The sequence below is a fragment of the Undibacterium sp. CCC3.4 genome (assembly GCF_034347425.1).
Classification (GTDB): Bacteria; Pseudomonadota; Gammaproteobacteria; order Burkholderiales; family Burkholderiaceae_D; genus Undibacterium.
The window spans coordinates 3,158,235-3,178,223 of the sequence record NZ_CP133779.1 but is presented as its reverse complement, the minus strand read 5'-3'; the positions used below and the strand labels follow the sequence as shown (position 1 = coordinate 3,178,223).

Sequence of the window (19,989 nt, the reverse complement as noted above, 5' to 3'; positions counted from 1 at the left end):
TCTGAAAAGCAATAAATGCTTTATTCACGCAAGTACACAGGCTTATTATTGACGGGGCAGAGAGAATTGGAAGCGCGGAATAGGCGAGTAAACACCCGCCTATTCAAATTAGTTTCGTATCGGAAACGTGGCCAGCAACAGAATCGGCGCATCCGCGCCGGCTCATTGCCAACTCATTGCCATCTATAGCGCCGCGCATACCAGTGTTTCATGGCTTGGGTCAGCAGCATGTAACAGAACAACAGCGCCAGCAACCAGGGCAAATACCCAGCTGGCAAAGCGACAAACTTGAAATAGCCGGCCAGCGCAGAAAATGGCAAAGCCAAACCACAAACCATCACCGCCGCTGTCATGCCGATCAAGGGCCAAGCGGCGCGACTCTGTATGAAAGGAATTTTACGCGTGCGTATCAAATGCACAATCAGCGTTTGTGACAGCAAACCTTCGACAAACCAAGCCGACTGGAACAGCGCCTGCTGATCGAGCGTATTGATATGAAACACATACCACAACAGCGCAAAGGTCAGCAGATCAAACAAAGAACTGACCGGACCGAAAAACACCATGAAGCGCCCGAGATCGGCCGGATTCCAGCGCTGCGGCTGGCGCAAGAACTCGGCATCGACATGATCGAAGGGAATCGCGACTTGAGAAATATCATAAAACAGGTTTTGCACCAGCAATTGCACCGGCAGCATAGGTAGAAACGGTAAAAAAGCGCTGGCGATGAGCACCGAAAACACATTCCCAAAATTCGAGCTCGCAGTCATCTTGATATATTTAAGCATATTGGCAAAGGTCTTGCGCCCCTCGATCACACCTTCATCGAGTACCATCAAACTCTTTTCCAGCAAAATGATATCGGCCGCTTCTTTGGCAATATCGACCGCGGTATCGACCGAAATACCGATATCAGCCGCATGCAGGGCCGCCGCATCATTGATACCGTCGCCCATAAACCCAACCACGTGCCCATGCTCGTGCAAGACGCGCACGATGCGCTCCTTATCCAGCGGACTGAGCTTGGCAAACACCGTCGTCGCCTGTGCCAGCGGCAGCAATTCGGCATCGCTGAGACCGGCGATATCGCTGCCTAACTGCATACCCTCGACTTCCAGTCCGACTTCGCGACAAATTTTCGCCGTCACCAGCGCATTATCACCGGTCAGTATCTTCACCGTGATGCCGTTGGCGCGCAAAGCCTTCAAAGCCGGCGCGGTCGATTCCTTGGGCGGATCGAGAAAGGCCAGATAGCCGAGCAGCACCAAGTCAGACTCATCGGCGACACCATACGTGGCCTGTGTTACGGCAAACTGACGCCGTGCCACCGCCACCACCCGCAAGCCCTCGGCATTCAATTGAGCCGATACCGCCTGCAATTGCGCCAGCACGGCCGGCGTCAAGGCTGCGACCTGCTCACCATCTTGCACCGCGCTGCAGCAGCCGAGAATTTCTTCCACCGCCCCCTTACAAACCAACAGATGCTCACCGGACGCCTGGCTGACGACGACACTCATGCGGCGACGGCTGAAATCAAACGGCACTTCATCGATCTTGTGACAAGCAGCGGCCAAACGGGCACCGAGCGGCGCATCGACGTGCTCGAGTACGGCGACATCGAGTAAATTTTTCAAACCGGTCTGATAATAACTGTTCAGATAGGCGTACTCGAACACGACTTGTGATGGCTGACCATAGGCATCGAGATGACGTGTCAGCGACACTTTATCCTGCGTCAACGTGCCGGTTTTATCGGTACATAAAATATCCATGGCGCCGAAATTTTGAATCGCATCGAGCCGTTTCACGATCACCTTTTTGCGCGATAAAATCACCGCGCCCTTGGCCAGGGTCGACGTCACAATCACCGGCAACATCTCGGGCGTCAAGCCAACCGCAATCGACAGCGCAAACAAAAATGCTTCGAGCCAGTCGCCCTTGGTAAAACCGTTAATGAAAAACACCAGCGGCGTCATCACCAACATGAAGCGGATTAACACCCAACTGACTTGATTGACGCCGGTCTGAAACGCGGTCGGACCACGCCCAGACGTCATCACCCGGTCGGCCAAGGTGCCGAAATAAGTATGACTGCCGATCGCCAACACCACTGCCGTGGCGGCACCACTGACCACATTCGTCCCCATGAAGCACAGTGTGGCCGATTCCAGCGGCGTCGCCGCGACGGCGGCCTCGGCAAATTTCTCGACCGGCAAGGATTCACCGGTCATGGCAGCTTGACTGAGAAACAAATCTTTCGCCGTCAACACCCGCACATCAGCCGGAATCATATCGCCGGCCGATAATTGCACGACATCGCCAGGCACCAAAAACTTCAATGCCACTTCCAAGCGCTGAGCTGCCGCGCCAGCACTGGCAGCCGGTCGCAGCACGGTAGCGGTATTACTGACGAGCGCCTTCAACTGATCGGCCGCCTTGGATGAGCGGGTTTCCTGCACATAGCGCATCACCGTCGACAGCAGCACCATGGCCAGAATCACGCTGCAAGCCTTGAAATCATCGGTCAGATAAGAAATCGTTGCCAATACCGTGAGCAAGAGATTGAAGGGATTGCGATAGCAAGCCCACAAATGCCACCACCACGGCAGCGTTTTTTGCTGATCGATGACATTCAAACCGCTGACAGCGCGCACGGCCGCGGCCGCGGCTTCAGACAGTCCAGCCGAACTACTGCCCAGCGACTGCAGCAGCGCTGGCACGGCCATCTGGGCAGCGGCGTTCAATTGCTCTTCCTGCAGCGGTGCCAAGTGCTTGTCCACGGCGCTGCCGCTGAGGGTTTCGAGCACCGCGTGGCGTCGAAAATGCCGCCCCAGATCATGGTTACGCACGAAACGCGCGAAAGTTTGTTCAAGAAAATGGCGCGGCATGAGGCTCCGAACAAAAAATTAGTCGAACCCCATTATCAACGCCGAGTGTGACCATTGCGTGAATTTTTTTGCAATACTCAGGCCAATTGTTTACCGTCCCCAACTCCAGTCTCGCTTGAGCTGTCACCGGTGACTATTGCCCGGCTCGTGACGAAGTCGTGCTCGATCGTGAACAAGGCGAGCGCTACAGCACTTTACTTGACATGTTTCAAAAGCACGTCCATGCCGGCGATACCGCCTCCCACTATGTGGCCTGACAGTCGGTAGTACTGAGGGCAGCACTGATTTCACTTTGCAAGCGGCGCCACTCAAGCTTACCGCTGCCCGACTTCGGCAATGCCTCGCGAAAGATAATGCTGCGCGGGCTTTTGTATGCCGCCATATTCTGATGCGCCCAATCAATTAAATCCTGTTCGCTGAGCAAGCCACGCATGGCGGTATGCAGCACCACTACCGCCGCCACGGTTTCACCACGCCGCGCGTCGCTGCGTGCCACCACACACACTTCGCGGATGGCCGGATGCCGATACATCAAGGCCTCGACTTCGGCTGGCCAAACCTTGAAGCCGGCGGCATTGATCATGCGTTTCAAGCGGTCGACCATGAAAAAATAGCCATCTTCATCGATACGCGCCAAATCACCGGTGCGCAAAAACCGTTTGCCATCGAGCTCGATGAAGGCCGCCGCCGTGGCCGCGCTGTTATTCCAATAGCCTCGCATCACTTGCGGACCATGCACGATGATTTCCCCCACGGCCCCAGGCAAGGCCGGCTGCAGCGTATCGGGATCGAGCAAGCGTGCATCGACATCGTAAATCGGAATTCCCAGACACTGCTGCTTAGTACGCTGCGGCGGGTTGATATGGGTGGGTGCAATGGTTTCCGACATACCGTAACCCTCGACATACGGCAAGGCCAGCAAATCCTGGAATTTCTGCGCAATCGCCTGTGGCATCGCCGCACCGCCACCGCTGACACGACGTAAGGAGGATAAATCATAGTCATCAACCCGAGGACTGGCCAACAGATCGACCACCATGGTGGAAATCAATTGCACCGCCGTGACCCGGTAGCGCCGTATGCATTCGGCCGCAGTATCGCGGTCCCAGCGCGCCAACAGCACCAAGGTCGCGCCGATATACAGCGGCCCGTTCATACTGCCCTGCATGCCGGTCACATGAAAAAACGGCAGCGCTGCCAGCGCCACACTGTCTTGTTGGGCACCGAACCACTGCATGCTGGCGACCACGTTATACATCACCGAGGCATGGGTATGCATACAGCCCTTGGGCTGACCGGTGGTGCCGGACGTGTAAGGCATGACGCATAAATCGTCCGGCCCGACGCTGACCGGCGCGGCCTGCAAGTGCGCCGCCAAGGCAGCACTCCAGAGCGTGATGCCGGGGCCAGCCAAGGGCAGTCGTGCGGCCCGGACAAAGTCAGGAATCGTCAGATCACTCGGGACCTCGAGATAGTCAGCATAGGCTGCCACGATAAGATGTTGTAAGCCTTCGGCCAGCAAGGGCTGCATCTGCACTAATAAATCCTGCGGCACGAAGGCCACGCTGGCCGCCGTATCGCTGACATAATGGCGCAATTCCTCGGTCAAGTTCATGGGATTAATCGGTACCACCACCGCACCGAGACGCAGAATCGCATAATAGGCAAGCACGAATTGCGGACTATTTTGTAAGTACAGCAGCACCCTCTCACCTTTGCGCACGCCGCAGTGCTCACTCAAAAAACCAGCCAACAACTCGACTTCATGCGCGAAGCGGCGATAACTGATGTGGGTATCGTAAAAAATCAGAAAAGTTTTATCCGGATAGCGTGCCGCTGCAACCTCAAGATTATGCGGCAGGCTAGTCTGCGGCACCGTCAAACTGTGTGACTGTGTCGGCGGCCAGAAGCGCAAATGTGTCGGCACCATCACGCCGATCCCGCCTGCGCCAAGCGGACTAACAAGGCAGCCGGCTGCCAGAAGCGCGCATCGGCAGCGCCCAAGGCAGCAAATTCCTTCAGCTTGGCCAGCACCGCAGTCCAGCCGATTTGCTCGGCCCAGAACAAGGGCCCGCCGCGGTACGCCGGAAAACCGTAACCGGCTAAATACACCAAATCGACATCCGCGCAGCGCGCGGCAATCCCCTCCTCCACGATCCGCGCCCCCTCATTCACCAAGGCAAACATACAGCGCTCGACAATTTCCTCATCATTGATAGGACGCGCTGTCATGCCGTGTTCACTCCGCACTTGTGCGATCAATTGCGTTACCGCCGCGTCCGGCAAGGCGCTGCGCCCACCCGGCGCGTAGGCGTACCAACCGGCACCACTCTTTTGACCGAAGCGCCCGGCTTCGCACAAACGATCGGCAATGACTGAGCGACGCATGCTCGGATCGGCTGCATATTGCCGTTTGCGTACCGCCCAACCGATATCGAGACCGGCCAGATCGGCCATCCGGAACGGCCCCATCGCCATGCCCCAACGTTCGAGCGCCAGATCGACTTGTTGTGGCGTCGCGCCCTGTTCCACCAGCGCCAGCGCCTGTTCGCGGTAAAAGCGCAACATGCGGTTACCGATGAAGCCGTCGCACACCCCAGACACGACTGCCACCTTATTGATTTTTTCGCCAACAGCATCACGCTGGCCAAGACCTCGGGCGCAGTCTGCGCGGTGCGCACCACTTCCAGCAAGCGCATCACATGGGCTGGACTGAAGAAATGCAAGCCAAGCACATCTTGCGGGCGTCCGGTGAAGGCGGCGATCTGATTCATATCGAGTGTCGAGGTATTCGAAGCCAGGATTGCACCAGGCTTCATGACCGCGTCGAGTCGGGCAAACACCTGCTGTTTAACGGCCATGTCTTCAAACACCGCTTCAATGACCAAATCAGCTGCGGCAATGTCTTCGTAGCGCAAGGTGGTGCTGAGCAAAACCATACGCGCATCGCGTTCAGCCGTGCTGAGTTTACCGCGAGCCAGCGCGGCATCGTAAGTGTTCAAAATAGTGGCACGACCGCGCGCCAGAGCCTCGGCCTGCATCTCTAACAATAATACCGGGACACCGGCATTGAGAAAATTCATCGCAATGCCACTGCCCATGGTGCCGGCACCGATCACCGCCACCAACGCAATGTTACGCACCGGTGTGGCCGCCGTCACGCCGGCAATCTGAGTCGCCTGCAGTGCCGCGTCAGCAGCGTGGGCTGCCGCTGCCGCAGCGCTGTCTTGACTGGTAGTAAACAAATCCATGCTTGACTCACTCTTCAATTTTATCGCGTCGGCCGCAGCGCTCAACGCCATATAGCGCTGCAAATGGTGATCTTCATCGCCAAACTGATGGTCGATCATGATCAGGCGTTTGGCATAATGCGCCAGTGGCAATTCCCAACTCATGCCCATACCGCCGTGCAGTTGTATACATTCTTCGGCCACCTGTTTTGCTACCCGTCCTATGGTGAATTTTGCCGCCGACAAGGCGCGTGCATCAGCGTAGCCATCGGCAGCAAAACTGGCGGCCGCATTGATAACGGCCGAGCGCGCTTGTTCAATCTCGATATACAGATCGACCATACGATGTTGTAAAGCTTGGAAACTACCGATCAGCACACCGAACTGCGTGCGTGTCTGCAGGTAGCTCAAGGTCGCCTGCTTGGCCGCTGTCATGGCACCGAGCGCCTCTGCGCACAAAGCCAACAGCGCTCTGCCGGTACAATAATCGAGTATCTCGGCCGCGGCACCGGTGCAAGCTAGCAGTGCCGTGGCCGGCAAGATCAGATGATCGAACTGCAATCGGCTGAGCGTGCCGCCTTCGATTTGCGCACCGTGCTGCAACGTCAAACCAAGCGCAGTGCGCGGCACCACAAATAGGGAAATCCCTTCGCGTTCGTGGTTGGCACCTGCAGTACGCGCCGAAACGATGAAGCTATCGGCCGACTCGGCATGTTGTACCAAGACTTTGACACCGTCGAGCTGCCAACCCTCGGCATGGGCTTGGGCCCGACAAGCGACTTGCCAATCTTCATAATGGCCATCGGCTTCCTGATGGGCCCAGGCGGCCTGCGCTTGCCCTGCCAGCAGTGCCACCAAATAATCTTGTTGAAGCGGGCTGCCGGCGCGCGCCAAAGCGCTGCCGCACAGCAGCGTACTCAGCAATGGCAGACGCAGCAAGGCTTGACCGGCGGTTTCGAACACCAGCATCACATCAAACGCACTGCCACCGAGGCCGCCGCACAGCTCATCAAACAACATCGCCGGCGCACCGAGTTCGATTATCTGCTGCCACTGCGCGCTGCCGGTCGACGCCATCTGGCTGGGTGTAGCGTGTTGGGAAAAATAGCGCTGCAAGCTGTCGGCCAGCATGCGCTGCTCCTGATTGTATTCAAAATTCATACCATACCCCTCACAAACCCAAGATCATCTTGGCGATGATATTTTTTTGAATTTCATTCGAACCGCCGAAAATCGACAGCTTGCGGTTATTAAAATAGCCGGCTGCCGCGCGTGCGCCCGGCACCTGCGACGCCATGTCATCGGGCCATGCCAACAACGCCGACGGCCCGCGTGCACGCAGCATCAGGGCATGAATTTCCTGGCGAATTTCAGTGCCGCGAATTTTCAACATGGAACTCTCAGCACCGGGCACACCACCATCAGCCACCGCGGCGATCACGCGTAAATTGGTGGTCTGCATATTGGCTAAATCGATTTCTACGCGCGCCAGCCGGGCCGCAAACAAAGCATCTTCCGCCAGCGGACGACCGTTGCGGTACAGGCTGGCCGCGACGCGCTTGAGTTCGGCCAGTGCTGCCAACGAAAAGCCTATGCCAGCGATATTCGTGCGCTCATACGTGAGCAAATACTTGGCACAACTCCAACCACGATGTTCCGTGCCAACTAAATTTTCCAAGGGCACGCGTACATCATGAAAAAATACTTCATTCACTTCGTGTTCGCCATCGAGGGTGATAATCGGCCGCACTTCCACCCCGGGACTATGCATGTCGATCAGCAGAAAGCTGATACCCTCCTGTTTCTTGGCGCTGCGATCGCTGCGCACCAAACAAAAAATCATATTCGCGTGCTGTGCCAACGTGGTCCATGTCTTTTGGCCATTAACCAGATAACAATCGCCGGCATGGATAGCCGTAGTTTGTACCGCGGCCAAATCGGAACCGGCCCCGGGCTCGGAATAACCCTGGCACCACCAATCACTGCCATCTAATATGCGTGGCAACCAATGCTGTTGCTGCGCCGGCGTGCCGTATTTAATCAATACCGGCCCCAACATATTGACGCCGAACGGAACAATGCGCGGCGCGCAGGCGAGCGCGCACTCGTGCTCAAAAATATATTTCTCCACCGTGCTCCAACCCGGCCCACCGAATGCACGTGGCCAGTGATTGGCCAACCAGCCGCGCGCCTGCAGTACGGCATGCCAATGCTGCATATCGGCTTTCGTCAGCCGGATACCACAGCGTACTTTGTCGGCCAAGGCGGGATTGAGCTCAGCGCGTAAAAATGCCTGCACCTCGGCGCGGAATGTTTGCTCTTCAGTGCTCAATGAAAGATCCATGCGTATGTCTCCGTGGTCGCTCAATAAATTTCAAACAAAGCGGCCGCACCCATACCGCCGGCGATACACATCGTCACCACCGCATAGCGCGCAGCGCGCCGTTGTCCTTCCAACAGCACATGCCCAACCAAGCGCGCGCCGGTCATACCGAACGGATGGCCGAGCGCGATCGCGCCGCCATTGACGTTCAAACGTTCATCGGCAATACCTAAGCGCTGCTGACAATAAATCGCTTGCGAGGCGAAAGCTTCATTGAGTTCCCATAAATCGATGTCATCGACGGACAAACCATGCCGCTGCAACAACTTCGGCACCGCATACACCGGCCCTATGCCCATTTCTTCCGGTGCGCAACCGGCCAGCGCCAGCCCGCGAAAAGCACCGAGCGGCGTGACGCCAAGCTGCTCAGCCAGACGCGCTTCCATCATCACACACGCCGAGGCACCGTCGGCCAACTGAGAAGAATTGCCGGCACTGATGAATTGCCCCACCCCGCGCACCGGGGCCAACTGGGCCAACGCCGCATAGGTGCTGCCGTGACGATTGCAGGTATCGGCCGCGACCGTGACGCGACGCTGCGCACTCACCCCGGTCACTTTATCGGTGTAAGCCATGCTGGTCTCGCAGGCGACGATTTCGGCCTGATAGCGACCGGCCAGTTGTGCCGCCTCAGTCTTGCGCTGACTTGCCAAGGCAAACTGATCCTGCGCTTCCCGACTGATGCCATACCGTGCCGCCACCAGGTCGGCGGTTTCTATCATGCTGTGATACAGCGCCGGCTGATGTTCGGCGATCCACGGATCGATACTGCTGTCGCTGCCTTCGCGGCTACGTATCTGCGAAATACTTTCGACGCCACCGGCAATCATGGCCGGTGCGCCATCGACGATGATACGGCCAGCCGCCATGGCAATGGCTTGTAAACCGGAAGCGCAAAAGCGATTGACCGTGGCACCGGCAATCGAGATCGGCAAACCGGCACGCAGCACCGCCTGACGCGCGACATTGCGGCCGGTGGTTCCTTCCGGATAGCCGCAGCCGAGAATCGCATCTTCGATCAAGGCCGGATCGATACCGGCGCGCTCAACCGCCGCACGCACGGCCAAGGCCGCCAAACTTGGCCCCGGGGTGCTATTGAATTCACCACGATGCGCCTTGGTCAGCGGCGTACGGGCAGTGGCGACGATAACGGCTTCACGCATGATGAAAACTCTCTTTTCGAAGAATGGCCCGAAGCGGCACGCTGCCGACTGAGCAAAAACCCATTCTCAATCGTTCTATCGAATTTGACAATACCAAATTTAAACGACATAGTGTCAAAAATTCTTTGACATGGATAAAGATGGATCTACATTCTCTGACCCTGCTGGTGGAAATCATCGACGCCGGCAATCTCAGCCAAGCCGCTAAAAAACTCAAGATGACGCGTGCCAATGTCAGCTACCATCTGGCGCAACTGGAACGCGCGGTCGGTGCCCAACTGGTGCGGCGTACCACACGACGCGTCGAGCCGACCGAAATCGGCCAGCGTCTGTACCAACATGGTCTGGGTATACAAAATGAACTGTTCGCCGCGCGCGAAACCATACAAAGCCTGGGGCAAAGCTTGCAAGGCCGGGTGCGTTTGAGCGTTCCCAGCGGTTACGGCCAAATGGTGATGGCACCCTGGCTGATTGAATTCAAACGCGCCTATCCGGCCATCGTGCTGCAAGTCTTGTTTGAAAATCGCGTCGATGACTTGATGCGCGATGAAATCGACATCGCCGTGCGCGTCATGTCACAGCCACCGCAAACCTTGGTGGCACGCCAACTCGGTACGGTACGCTACATCGCCTGCGCCACCAGCACCTATGCCGAGCGACACGGCATGCCGCGCACGCTGGCGGCCTTGGCAGGCGTAGCTTTGATCAGTTCGGCCGTCATCGGCCAACAATTGCGGCTGTCGGCCTACCGCGCTGAGCAACGCGAAGAAGTCATGCTCGAGCCTACCCTGATCTCCGAGCATTTTCCATTCTTGCGGCAAGCGATCTTGGCCGGCCTTGGCGTCGGCGTGGTGCCCGATTATGTCGTGGCAGAAGAAGTCCACAGCGGCGCGGTCGTGACCACGCTCGATGACTACCGTCTGAGTATTTTCGGCAGCGAATTATTTATGCTCTACATGCCCAACCGTTATCAAACCAAGGCGGCGCACACCTTCATCGATTTCATGCTGGAACGAGCGCGCGAAAGCGGCGCAAGTGCAGCCACTTAAAACTGCCATGCAGACTGCACTTACCCAATCTGCGAGAGCGCAGTCGCAGCATTTGATACATCGAGATCGATCACCGCGCGCAACTGCAGTTGTGGCGGTGCCTGGTACAAGGCTAAGATCCAGGCTTGCCGACTATTGTCACTGACTTGATTGAGTAAGCCACAAAAAAAACACAGCGAAGCGTGATCCAATCCGGCAAACGCTTCATCGAGCAAAGTCAACGTGGCACCGGCAGCCCAAGCTGCAGCCAGCCAGACTTTGCGCTTACTGCCGGTCGACAGCATGAACAATTGTTTGTGGCTATGCGGTGTTAAGGATAAACCGGCGACGGCAACGGCCAAGCGCGTCGTATCGAAATGCACATAGCGCGCCGCCATCTGTGAAAAATAGGCCGCCACCGTCAGTTGATCCCATTCACTACTGTGCGGCTCAGAGCGAAACACGCAAGCCTGGGCTGCCGCTTGTGGCGTCTGCAGATCAACTTCACCCAAGCATATGCTGCCGCCTTGCGCGTGCAGCACGCCGCCGATCAACTGCAACAGCGTGCTTTTGCCACTACCCTCGCCCCCGCACACCAAGGTGACGCCAGCGCTGAACGACGCCGACCACTGATCAAACACCAAGTGCTGCGGATAATGAAAATGCAGCGCGCTGACTTGCAACAAAACAGAAGAACAGACGGGCATAGGCGACAGATCCAGAGCTGAGGGTTGGGAGAGATAAATTTACTGCCATTCTATCGCATAGAGTTTTGCAGATGATAGGCGAGTAAAGGCAAAATCATCGTGTCTCAGCATTTACTGCCAGGCAATAGGCAGCATGCGTCTGATATCCTCCTGCCACTCCGGCGAAGTGCGTTTGAGTTTATCTAACATGAGGTGACTGATCACGGACGAGCAGGTAAAGCTACCGGGCAGGCCGGCCAGTGAATTCCTCCAAGAGTCGACACTCTCGGGCGGCAAGTCTCTTTGCTCAATGGGTAAAACCAGCGGGTCCAGCGCGACCGCGCAGTTCAGCAAGCCTAATGCCAGTCGGCGTAAAGACGCGACAGACTCATCTTCATGACCGAAACAAACCGCCGAGGAATAGCGTGCAAAAATTGCACTGTGCACAAGCAAAGCGCGCGCCTGCTCCGCTGCCGACGCCTCTGTTTTGTTGCTAGCCAGCAGAACCTTATCGATAAACGTCTGATTAACGCTCAAATCGAGCGGTAAATGCCCGCCACTGAGCGCCGCCACATCGACATACGCGCGCACGACCTCGTGCAGCAAATCATATCTTCCTTCGCACTTGTTGCGCCCAATATATTTGATGCTCGAATAGCGCGATGCCGCTGCATTTTCAAACTCCTCCAGCAAGGGCGAGCCCAGGCCAAGTTTCGTCAACAAAGACTGATGCGGTGATAGATTGCAATCGCGGAAATAAATATGCCGGAGTATGGGCAAGGAACTGATCAATTGTTCTTCATTGCGAATCGATGTACTGACCATGATATCGCCCGTCTCGACGCCTCCCACGACAACCGGGGTCTTATGAAAATAGGCCAGTTCCTTCCATTTGTGCTCCGCCGGATCGGATTTCAACATATTTGGATAGTGTTGCGGCATCAACATCACGGCGTCTGCCCCATCGGGAGTAAAAAAAATCATATAATCATCGAGATCTTCGAGGCTTGCCACACCATAGACGTGAAGCGCCGCGGCGCGCACCGAGGCCACCTGCGCAATCGCGTACAACGCGCGTTTGAGTTCTGCGGCACCCTGCTGATACAGCGTATCCGAATTTTTTTCGGCATGGTGAAGCACCGAATTGATCAGTCCGCTGTGTTCAAGATAAAAATTCGATGCTTCTTTTTGTAAATTTTGCGTGCTGTATTCTATCAGCAGCGGCAACAATTTTTTTTCAATACTGAGCAAGCCGGACAAACCGTTTTCCTCGACGCCGGCTAGCCTTGGTGGCAGCACATGCATGATGAAATCTTGTTTAAGAATCGGGTCTTGCAGGTAAAAATCCAGATTCCGAACGATGGCATCAAACAATGACGACCTCAGCCACCCTTGGCTCTGTTCAGGTGCCTGTGTCAGTGTATGTGTAAGCACATGCTGCATCAGCTTGCGTTTATTGGCACTATCAGGCAGTGCGTTAATTTGCACCAGCACGTTGTCATTCGGCCTGCCACCATAATAGTTGAACGCTGTCGCCCAGATGTTAGCCGGATCACCTGCTTGTGGCAAAATCAGGCTCACTTCTTTCAGCCCCTGGAATTGCCCGCCCAAGTCACTGAAGGCTTGTCGCGTCAGACTGAGTCCGATAAACTTCGCCGCCGCCATATCGGCACCCGCAAAGTGACCATCCATTCTCATATTCTTAAATTCCGCCTGAGCCGCGTGCACATTCTTGAACACGGTTTGCTCCAAGTGCGCGTTGTCAAACTGGCTAGCGCAAAGATTGGCAGAACTGAAGTCGGCCTGACGCAAATCGGTATTGCGCAATACCGCCGACATCAAATTGGCGTTCAACAAGTGCGCAGCCCTGAGATCGGCGCCGCTCAGATCAACGCCGTGCAGATCAGCATCATCGAAGCGCGCCTCATCGAGGGTAGCGCCGGCAAAATTCGCCCCGGTTAACACGGCGCGGCTGAAATTGGCCGCATGCAGCATCGCCGCTTCAAAGTTGGCAGCAGCCAGATCGACATCAGAGAAATCTGCGCCACTGCAATCGAGACCAGCAAAATTCCACCCTGTGCTCGGCGCGATCACCTGATCCGGTGCCAGTTCCGATTCCGGCGCCAGCGCCAGCGCCGCCTCGTGCGCCACCGCCTCAGCCAAGTACGGATGCGCAAGCAGGCGGCTCGCGGTCAAGCGTTCTGAGGGAACGGTTTTCAAACAAGATAATAAAAATTCTCTGGCACCCGGGTCCAAGTCATCGGGAATCTGCGGCAATCCGCCCTCGTTGAGAAACTTAAAAAAAGGGAAGCCTTGAAAAACGGCCTCTCCCTGCGCATCGATGAACTGAGGATCCCTCCCAGTCAACATGCGCAGAAAAACGATGCCAGCACTCCAGATATCGCTGGGTTTGGACACCACATCGTAACCATTTTTTTCCGGGGCAAGATACCAGGCATCCCGCTCTTTTTTCTTTACGGCACCGGAGATCTCGGTGCTGGTTCGGTAGCTGAGGGTACTCGGCGTCAGCTTGAGAACCGCGCGCTCGCCTTCAAAATCTCTGACGAATTGCCCCTCCTTGATACCCAAATCATAAGAACCTTGCGCATGACAAGATTCTATCCTTTGCAACATTTGCACCATATAAATTTTTTTCTGCTGCAACGAAGGCTGTTCAGCCAGCACCTTCCGCAAATCGCCGCCCTCGAAAAACGGAAACGCCAGATGATACATCGGCGCTTGCAGCGAATTTCCCGGCACATACTTCCATCCTAACAGTGGAACGATGTGCGCGCCCAGCGATTCACTCATGGTGATGAATTGGCGATGTTTTTCCGTCATATTGTTAAAGTACTCTTCGACCCGAGATCTATCGTTGCATAGCTCGGTAGAAAGCCTGAGCTTAGCCAGACAAATTTTTCGCGCTTGCTGCGCTGCTGTGGCCGGAACTAGTGCCAAACGGTGCTCCACCCATGGGGAGTGAGCGATCAAGCCGCCATCCTCCAAGACGGAAAAATCAAACGGCAGCAGCTTGGTCGGCTCAAACTTGGCTTTCTTGGCAGCGCGCGCAATCATGACGGAGTCTGCCGCAGCAGGCGCGCCGAACCGTGCCGACTTCAATTTGGCATGGCAAAAGTTAGTCTGATGTAATTTCGTCTCACTCAAGATTGTTTCAAGCAGACAGGAATTTGCCAGCGTAGCCCAACTCAAATCTGCCCCACTCAAGTCAGCGCCACTCAAGTCAGCGCCACTCAGATTGGCACCGCGTAAATTGGCACCGCGTAAATTGGCACCGCGCAGATCGACGCCGCGCAAGTCGGCACCGGAAAAATCGCGCCCACTCAGATTCGCACCGCGTAAATCGGCACCATACAGAGGCGCGCCGCGAGCAGCTATTGTGCCGCTATACTGCCGATCCTCGTGCGCGCCAGATCGCGCCGAACTCAAGCGATGCGCCAAGCCGGCATCGACTGGATTATCTGGCGCGACATGATCGCATTGCGGCCCACCCTGTCTGGTCTGCATCAGGCAAACGGTGCAGTTATTGTCAGCCGTAGCAGCCGTAGTGGGCGAACCCACACGAGTGGAATGAACTGGTAAGACCATATCGAATCACGCTTTCATATAAGAAAAAAAAGACGGTACTTTACGCCCCTGCCGCGCCCGCTTCACAACCAGGCAGGAGGCAGCCATCGTCTGATATCATCGGCGAATTCCAGCGACATACCCTTGATCCTATCGAGCATATTGGCACTGATAATGGCCGAACAAGTGAATGTACCGGACACACCGGCGAGGGCATTTCTCCAGGAATCAATACGATCGCGCGGCAAATTTCTTTGCTCCACAGGCAAGACAGCAGGGTCGAGCAGCACTGCGCTGTTGAGCAAACCCAAGGCTAGCCGACGCAGCGATAACACCGAGTCATCGTGACTACCGAAATGCGCGGCCGAGGAGTAACGCGCACAAACTACCGCGTGTAACAGCAATGCCCGCGCCTGCACCGCTGCCGAGGAATGGCTTACGCCAGCAGCCGCCAGAACCTTCTTGACAAATGCTGGAGTCACGGTCAAATCGAGCGGCAAATGACCGGCATCCGTAGACTCCATATCGACATAAGGACGCAGGGTCTCGAGCAATTGATCCGCGCGTTCAGGGTAGCGTTGCTCCCCCATATAGTGGACGGCAGACCAGCGTGACGAAGCGGCCACTTTAAAATCAAGTAACACCTGCCTATCAAGTCCGAGTGCAGCCAAGAACACCTCATGTCGATTAGTTTTAAAATCGGCAGCATACAGGCTGCGCAGTACCGGTAAGCTGTCGGCCAACTGCGCCAGATTGCCGATCGTTTCATTGACCATGACGAGCTTGCCTTCTTGGTTCAAAACCTGGTGAAAATACACCAGCGGACGCCAATCATGTGCAGCACTGTCAGGCCCAAGCAAAGCCTGATATTGCTCCGGCGCGAGAGAAACCGCCGCCTTCCCATCGACCGTCAAGAATATCGGATAGTCGTCGAGCGCACTCACCGTGTCGTACCCGTAGATGACTTGCGCCTGCTCCCTGATCAAAGCGATCAAAGGAATCGCATACAGCGCGTGCTTGACCTCGGCAGCTAATTTCTGGCATTCCGGGTCGGCCTGATGCTGCGCGTGCTGCAGGGTAGAATTAATCAGGCCGCTATGTTCAATGTGAAAATTCGGTATGTGGTTTTGCAAATTAACAAGGATGTGACGCAGCAGCGGCGCGAGTATTATCGCTTGCCGCCCCACCTGCGCAGACAAGCCGACTTGTTCCGCCCTTTCTACCATACGCGGCAAAAAATCACTGTGAAATTGCTGCGATGTGACGGGGTCTGCAAGGTAAAAATCAAGATCACTGATCACAATATCAAACAATTCCTGTTGCAGCCATACCTTGATCTGTGCCGGCGCATACCGCATTGCGTGATCACACACCGCCCTCATCAAGTCCAGTTTCATCGGACTGTTTTTCATGCTACTGACTTGCCGGAGCACGCTGTCGCGTCCTTCTTCGTACCCAACTCGATCACGACTGACATACGCCGCATCCCACAGATTGACGTGGTCTGAGCTCGCAGGCAAAATGATGCGGAATTCAGCGAGATCTTCCAAACGCTCGCGCAAATCACGCCACGCTTGGGGCGGCAAGCGGACAGCATCGAATACAGCCTGATCAATCGTCGTATCAAAGAAACGTGCATCCAACTTCATATTCTTGAACACGGCCCGATCTGCACGCGCGCGCAGGAACTCCGTATCACGCAATCGAGCATTCTCCAATCTGGCCGAAATCAGCACACTGTCGGACAAATCAGTGTTATGCAAAATCGTATTTTCTAAGCGCGCCGAAATCAATACAGCCCTTTTCAGGCTAGCATCACTCAAATCCGCACCGCTCAAATTGGTAGCACTCATATCGGCATCGTTGCAACACGCCTTCCGTAATACCGCGCCGGTAAAATCAGCGCCGGCCAATAGCGCACCAGTGAAATCCGCCCCGTTCAGTTGCGCGCCACAGAAATTGGCATCACGCAGATCGACACCAGAAAAATTGGCCCCATTAAAATTCAAGCCTGCAAAATTTCTTCCGCAGCGCCGCCCCTCAGTCGCCTCAGCGAGATAGGAATGCATCAGCAACTGATCGACGGAATCACGCTGAATTGGATCCGTTTTAAAACAAGCTGACAAAAATTCCTTCGCCTCTGCCGATAAAGAATCGGGCATCTCAGGTAAGCCGCCTTCTTCGAGATAAAGACTGATAGAGTACGCCCTACTCAAGACTTCACCCTTGTCGATGTAACGTGGGAACTCTCCAGTGATCATGCGAAAAAAAATCACCCCCAGACTCCAGACATCACAAGCGGCAGACGGTGCGCCCTTACCACTTTCAGGTGCAAGATAAATATAGTCAGCGATTTTTTTGTCGTCATTTTGTGTCTCCCCAGTCGGCGCACGAAACATTTTCTCATTCGGCGTGAAGACAAGTACAGCTTGGTCATCGCGTATGTCAACGACAAATTTTGTCGCCTTAAAACCAAGATCAAAAAAACTTTGCTGGTGATAAAGCTGCGCCGTTTCCAGCATTTGTCGCATGAACTGCTTCTTTTGCAATTCAGTCAGGGGGCCATTGAGCGTCTTCAATAAATTGCCATGCCTACTGTAAGGAAACACGACCTGATATGTAGGAACGTCGAGCCGCGACTCTGGAACAACGAGTCCATGCGCCAAAACCGGCGCGATGCCAGGCCCCTTCACTTGGGTCATGGCGATGAACTGCCGGTTCTGTTCCAGCATTTTCTCAATATAGCTAGCCATCACAACATTACTGTGCTCGCCATTCTCAAATGGCAATTCAACTACCCGCAAAAACACCTCTTCACCGACCGGTTTTTCCGCCGTCGGCGCGGTCCTCGCCAAATAGGATTTAGCTACATCCGTACAGGCAAGCAATTTCACTGGTTTCAAGCTATGAAGATCGAGCATGGGCGCGCTGGTCGGCGGTTCAAGATCCATGCTTTCACTGGACACGGCAACATCATTGAGCACGGTGCCATCGTCAGCGAAGGAAAACTGCGCATGACGGAACTGCGCGTCGGAAAATTTGGCGTTATAAATATTGGTTTCATTCAAAATTGCATCTTGCAAGCACGCATACTTCAAATTCGCATGACACAGTGTGGCACCGCTCAGATCCGCCCCGCGCAGATTGGTGCGAGACAGATCGGCATGGGAAAAATCCACACCACGCAGATCGGCACCGGAAAAATCCATGCCAGCCAAATTAGCCTCACGACAATTTGCTCCGGGCACGACGCTGCCAGAACGATCGCTCGGCGCGCTTGCGGCCGTCGTCGCGATTGCCTGAGTTCCGACTGATTGTGCAGTAAGCATGCGATGCGGCAGACTGACATCGACAGTCATCCTGTCAGATGATACCGCGCCCATCGGACCGTGCTGACTGACTTGCGTCAAATGCGAAAGTGCACCCGCATCCGAAATCGATGCGGGAGGATAACTGGTGGGCGTGCTACCGGCGCTACTGAGTGGATAGACCATAGAATAGTTGCACTTTCAAAGTGAAGACCTGCCAGGGTGAGACAAAGAGACGACAGCAGCGATTACAAAAAACAGGCCAATTTTTTATTTCCGCTACCACGAACAGCCAGCAGTATGCGCAGGCTAATCCGACCACGCTTGCAAAAAATACCCTTAGGAGAGCGACCTTACAGCAAGTATCAAGCAAATCAATGCTCCAGCGCCGCTTCGGCTTGCCACATATGCTCGCGCAAGTGGGTAGCGCTCGCAAGGACCGCCCCCCCCAGCGTGCCGTGAGCGCCGCCGGCGGACCATACGCGCCCTCCAATGCCACGCCAATTTCGCCAGGAATGAGCCGACTGACTTCGGCGACCATCTGCCGCGCGCTCGCCCGCTGTGAAATTCTCTCTATCGTAGCGAGCCAACTGGGCCGCGCCGTAACGGCCAGTTGACTACTCCCGAGCACGCCTACCGACCGCACAGCGAGCACGTTCTCAGACCAGCTACAGCCAGTGGCAGCCGCCACCGTCGCCACATCGATGCTCTCGGCCGCGGCGGAAATAAACGGCCAACGGAAATCAAAGCCCGAATCTGCGCTGAGCCGCAATTCTTGCTGTGCCGTGCATTGCAACAAGGAATTCACCAAATATTGTCCGGTCGATACTGCGCCACCACGTAAAGTCAATTCTGCTTGATGCGGCAACAAGCCCATGCCATCGATGGCCGCATTGACCAATTCTCGCACGTAGGCATAACTGGCATTGCTGTTGGACGCCCACAACGCGGTATACAGATCGGCTTTATTCGGCGCTTGCCCACCAAGCTGCGTCAATGCGATCAGCCCGCTATGCGCCGCCACCATAAACACCGCGCCGCCAGCCGCGGCACTGGCGGCGGCACGCCTCAAACTACTCGCTGGCAACATCGGCGTGCCGGCAGTTGCCAGAGTCAACAGCGCAGCGTTCGACTGCCCGCGAAATCCGCGCGCATAGCGCTGCAGTTGACCACTCGCACGCCAGGTATGCAGTGCGGTACGCAAACCGGCTACCGTGGCAAGCGCCAAATTGACCGCCACACCCACCCCCAACATCCGCTCATCGACCTCGTCGCTTCGGCTTGGCTGTCCTGCCGCAACCCGCACCCCTTCTTGCACCAAGCGTCCGGCCAGTGTACCGACCACCCCTTGCGCGGCACGCGCGGCTAACAAGCTGGCAGTCCAATCCCGCCAGGATTGGCGTGCAGCGCTTGCCTCGAACAGCGTCACAGGGACAGAACAGGCTGCCGCATGCTCACTTGCATGCGGCAATTCTGCCTGGCGCGCCAAACTCAACACCTCCAGCACCAGTTCCGTGGCACGCCCGGTGGTGGCGACCTCACGCGCGCATCGCTGACGTTGGCTATCGCTCAAAGTCGGCGGTGCCACACCTTGGCGCTGCCATCTGCGCACATCGCGCACCCGTACCGGTGGCTCGCCCGAGATGCGGGACGATGCGGCACACCTGCCAGCCAAGGGCAGGATCGGTGCTGGCCTGAGTGATTCAAACGGGCCCATC

The 19,989-nt window shown here is 55.9% G+C and carries 10 protein-coding genes and 2 pseudogenes; 1 reads left to right on the top strand and 11 read right to left on the bottom strand.

The window, feature by feature from the left end; translation table 11 throughout:
- Positions 1–173: 173 nt before the first annotated feature.
- The 7 genes and pseudogenes from mgtA to RHM61_RS14210 form a co-directional block, all read right to left on the bottom strand.
- Positions 174–2,888 (bottom strand): magnesium-translocating P-type ATPase, encoded by a 2,715-nt coding sequence (gene mgtA, locus RHM61_RS14235; protein ID WP_322247956.1) that lies wholly within the window; start codon positions 2,886–2,888, stop codon positions 174–176.
- A 244-nt stretch (positions 2,889–3,132) separates the two neighbouring features.
- On the bottom strand, positions 3,133–4,818 hold the full coding sequence (locus RHM61_RS14230; RefSeq protein WP_322247955.1) for a long-chain fatty acid--CoA ligase: 1,686 nt from the start codon (positions 4,816–4,818) through the stop codon (positions 3,133–3,135).
- Positions 4,818–5,120, bottom strand: coding sequence for a 3-hydroxyacyl-CoA dehydrogenase family protein (locus RHM61_RS20280; RefSeq protein ID WP_416200236.1), 303 nt, complete (start codon positions 5,118–5,120; stop codon positions 4,818–4,820). The genes RHM61_RS14230 and RHM61_RS20280 overlap by 1 nt, the downstream gene beginning before the upstream one ends.
- A gap of 135 nt (positions 5,121–5,255) precedes the next feature.
- Positions 5,256–5,456: pseudogene (locus RHM61_RS20275) on the bottom strand (3-hydroxyacyl-CoA dehydrogenase family protein); the annotation flags it as partial.
- Positions 5,457–5,569: 113 nt separating this feature from the next.
- Positions 5,570–7,249: pseudogene (locus tag RHM61_RS20270) on the bottom strand (3-hydroxyacyl-CoA dehydrogenase NAD-binding domain-containing protein); the annotation flags it as partial.
- Positions 7,250–7,289: 40 nt separating this feature from the next.
- Positions 7,290–8,462 (bottom strand): acyl-CoA dehydrogenase family protein, encoded by a 1,173-nt coding sequence (locus tag RHM61_RS14215; RefSeq protein WP_322247954.1) that lies wholly within the window; start codon positions 8,460–8,462, stop codon positions 7,290–7,292.
- Positions 8,463–8,482: 20 nt separating this feature from the next.
- Positions 8,483–9,664 carry an acetyl-CoA C-acyltransferase gene (locus tag RHM61_RS14210; RefSeq protein ID WP_322247953.1) on the bottom strand — a complete coding sequence of 394 codons (1,182 nt, stop codon included), beginning with the start codon at positions 9,662–9,664 and terminating at the stop codon, positions 8,483–8,485.
- A gap of 140 nt (positions 9,665–9,804) precedes the next feature.
- Here RHM61_RS14210 and RHM61_RS14205 point away from each other — a divergent pair, with 140 nt between their 5' ends.
- Positions 9,805–10,713: a LysR family transcriptional regulator gene (locus RHM61_RS14205; protein WP_322247952.1), complete on the top strand. Its 909-nt coding sequence runs from the start codon at positions 9,805–9,807 to the stop codon at positions 10,711–10,713.
- 20 nt (positions 10,714–10,733) lie between these two features.
- On the opposite strand, the gene RHM61_RS14200 is transcribed toward RHM61_RS14205, so the two are convergent.
- The 4 genes from RHM61_RS14200 to RHM61_RS14185 form a co-directional block, all read right to left on the bottom strand.
- On the bottom strand, positions 10,734–11,399 hold the full coding sequence (locus RHM61_RS14200) for an ABC transporter ATP-binding protein (RefSeq protein ID WP_322247951.1): 666 nt from the start codon (positions 11,397–11,399) through the stop codon (positions 10,734–10,736).
- Between the two features lie 111 nt (positions 11,400–11,510).
- Positions 11,511–14,984, bottom strand: coding sequence for a pentapeptide repeat-containing protein (locus RHM61_RS14195; protein WP_322247950.1), 3,474 nt, complete (start codon positions 14,982–14,984; stop codon positions 11,511–11,513).
- A gap of 62 nt (positions 14,985–15,046) precedes the next feature.
- On the bottom strand, positions 15,047–18,457 hold the full coding sequence (locus RHM61_RS14190; RefSeq protein WP_322247949.1) for a pentapeptide repeat-containing protein: 3,411 nt from the start codon (positions 18,455–18,457) through the stop codon (positions 15,047–15,049).
- Entirely contained in the window at positions 18,438–19,988 is a 1,551-nt protein-coding gene (locus RHM61_RS14185; RefSeq protein ID WP_322247948.1) for a hypothetical protein, read from the bottom strand. Before RHM61_RS14185 ends, RHM61_RS14190 begins: the two co-directional genes overlap by 20 nt.
- Position 19,989: the final 1 nt, after the last annotated feature.

What these genes read in the sequence shown, in the direction of transcription:
- mgtA (WP_322247956.1), bottom strand. Translation starts at nt 2,888, where the DNA reads ATGCCGCGCCATTTTCTTGAACAAACTTTCGCGCGTTTCGTGCGTAAC.
- RHM61_RS14230 (WP_322247955.1), bottom strand. Translation starts at nt 4,818, where the DNA reads ATGGTGCCGACACATTTGCGCTTCTGGCCGCCGACACAGTCACACAGT.
- RHM61_RS20280 (WP_416200236.1), bottom strand. Translation starts at nt 5,120, where the DNA reads ATGACAGCGCGTCCTATCAATGATGAGGAAATTGTCGAGCGCTGTATG.
- RHM61_RS14215 (WP_322247954.1), bottom strand. Translation starts at nt 8,462, where the DNA reads ATGGATCTTTCATTGAGCACTGAAGAGCAAACATTCCGCGCCGAGGTG.
- RHM61_RS14210 (WP_322247953.1), bottom strand. Translation starts at nt 9,664, where the DNA reads ATGCGTGAAGCCGTTATCGTCGCCACTGCCCGTACGCCGCTGACCAAG.
- RHM61_RS14205 (WP_322247952.1), top strand. Translation starts at nt 9,805, where the DNA reads ATGGATCTACATTCTCTGACCCTGCTGGTGGAAATCATCGACGCCGGC.
- RHM61_RS14200 (WP_322247951.1), bottom strand. Translation starts at nt 11,399, where the DNA reads ATGCCCGTCTGTTCTTCTGTTTTGTTGCAAGTCAGCGCGCTGCATTTT.
- RHM61_RS14195 (WP_322247950.1), bottom strand. Translation starts at nt 14,984, where the DNA reads ATGGTCTTACCAGTTCATTCCACTCGTGTGGGTTCGCCCACTACGGCT.
- RHM61_RS14190 (WP_322247949.1), bottom strand. Translation starts at nt 18,457, where the DNA reads ATGGTCTATCCACTCAGTAGCGCCGGTAGCACGCCCACCAGTTATCCT.
- RHM61_RS14185 (WP_322247948.1), bottom strand. Translation starts at nt 19,988, where the DNA reads ATGGGCCCGTTTGAATCACTCAGGCCAGCACCGATCCTGCCCTTGGCT.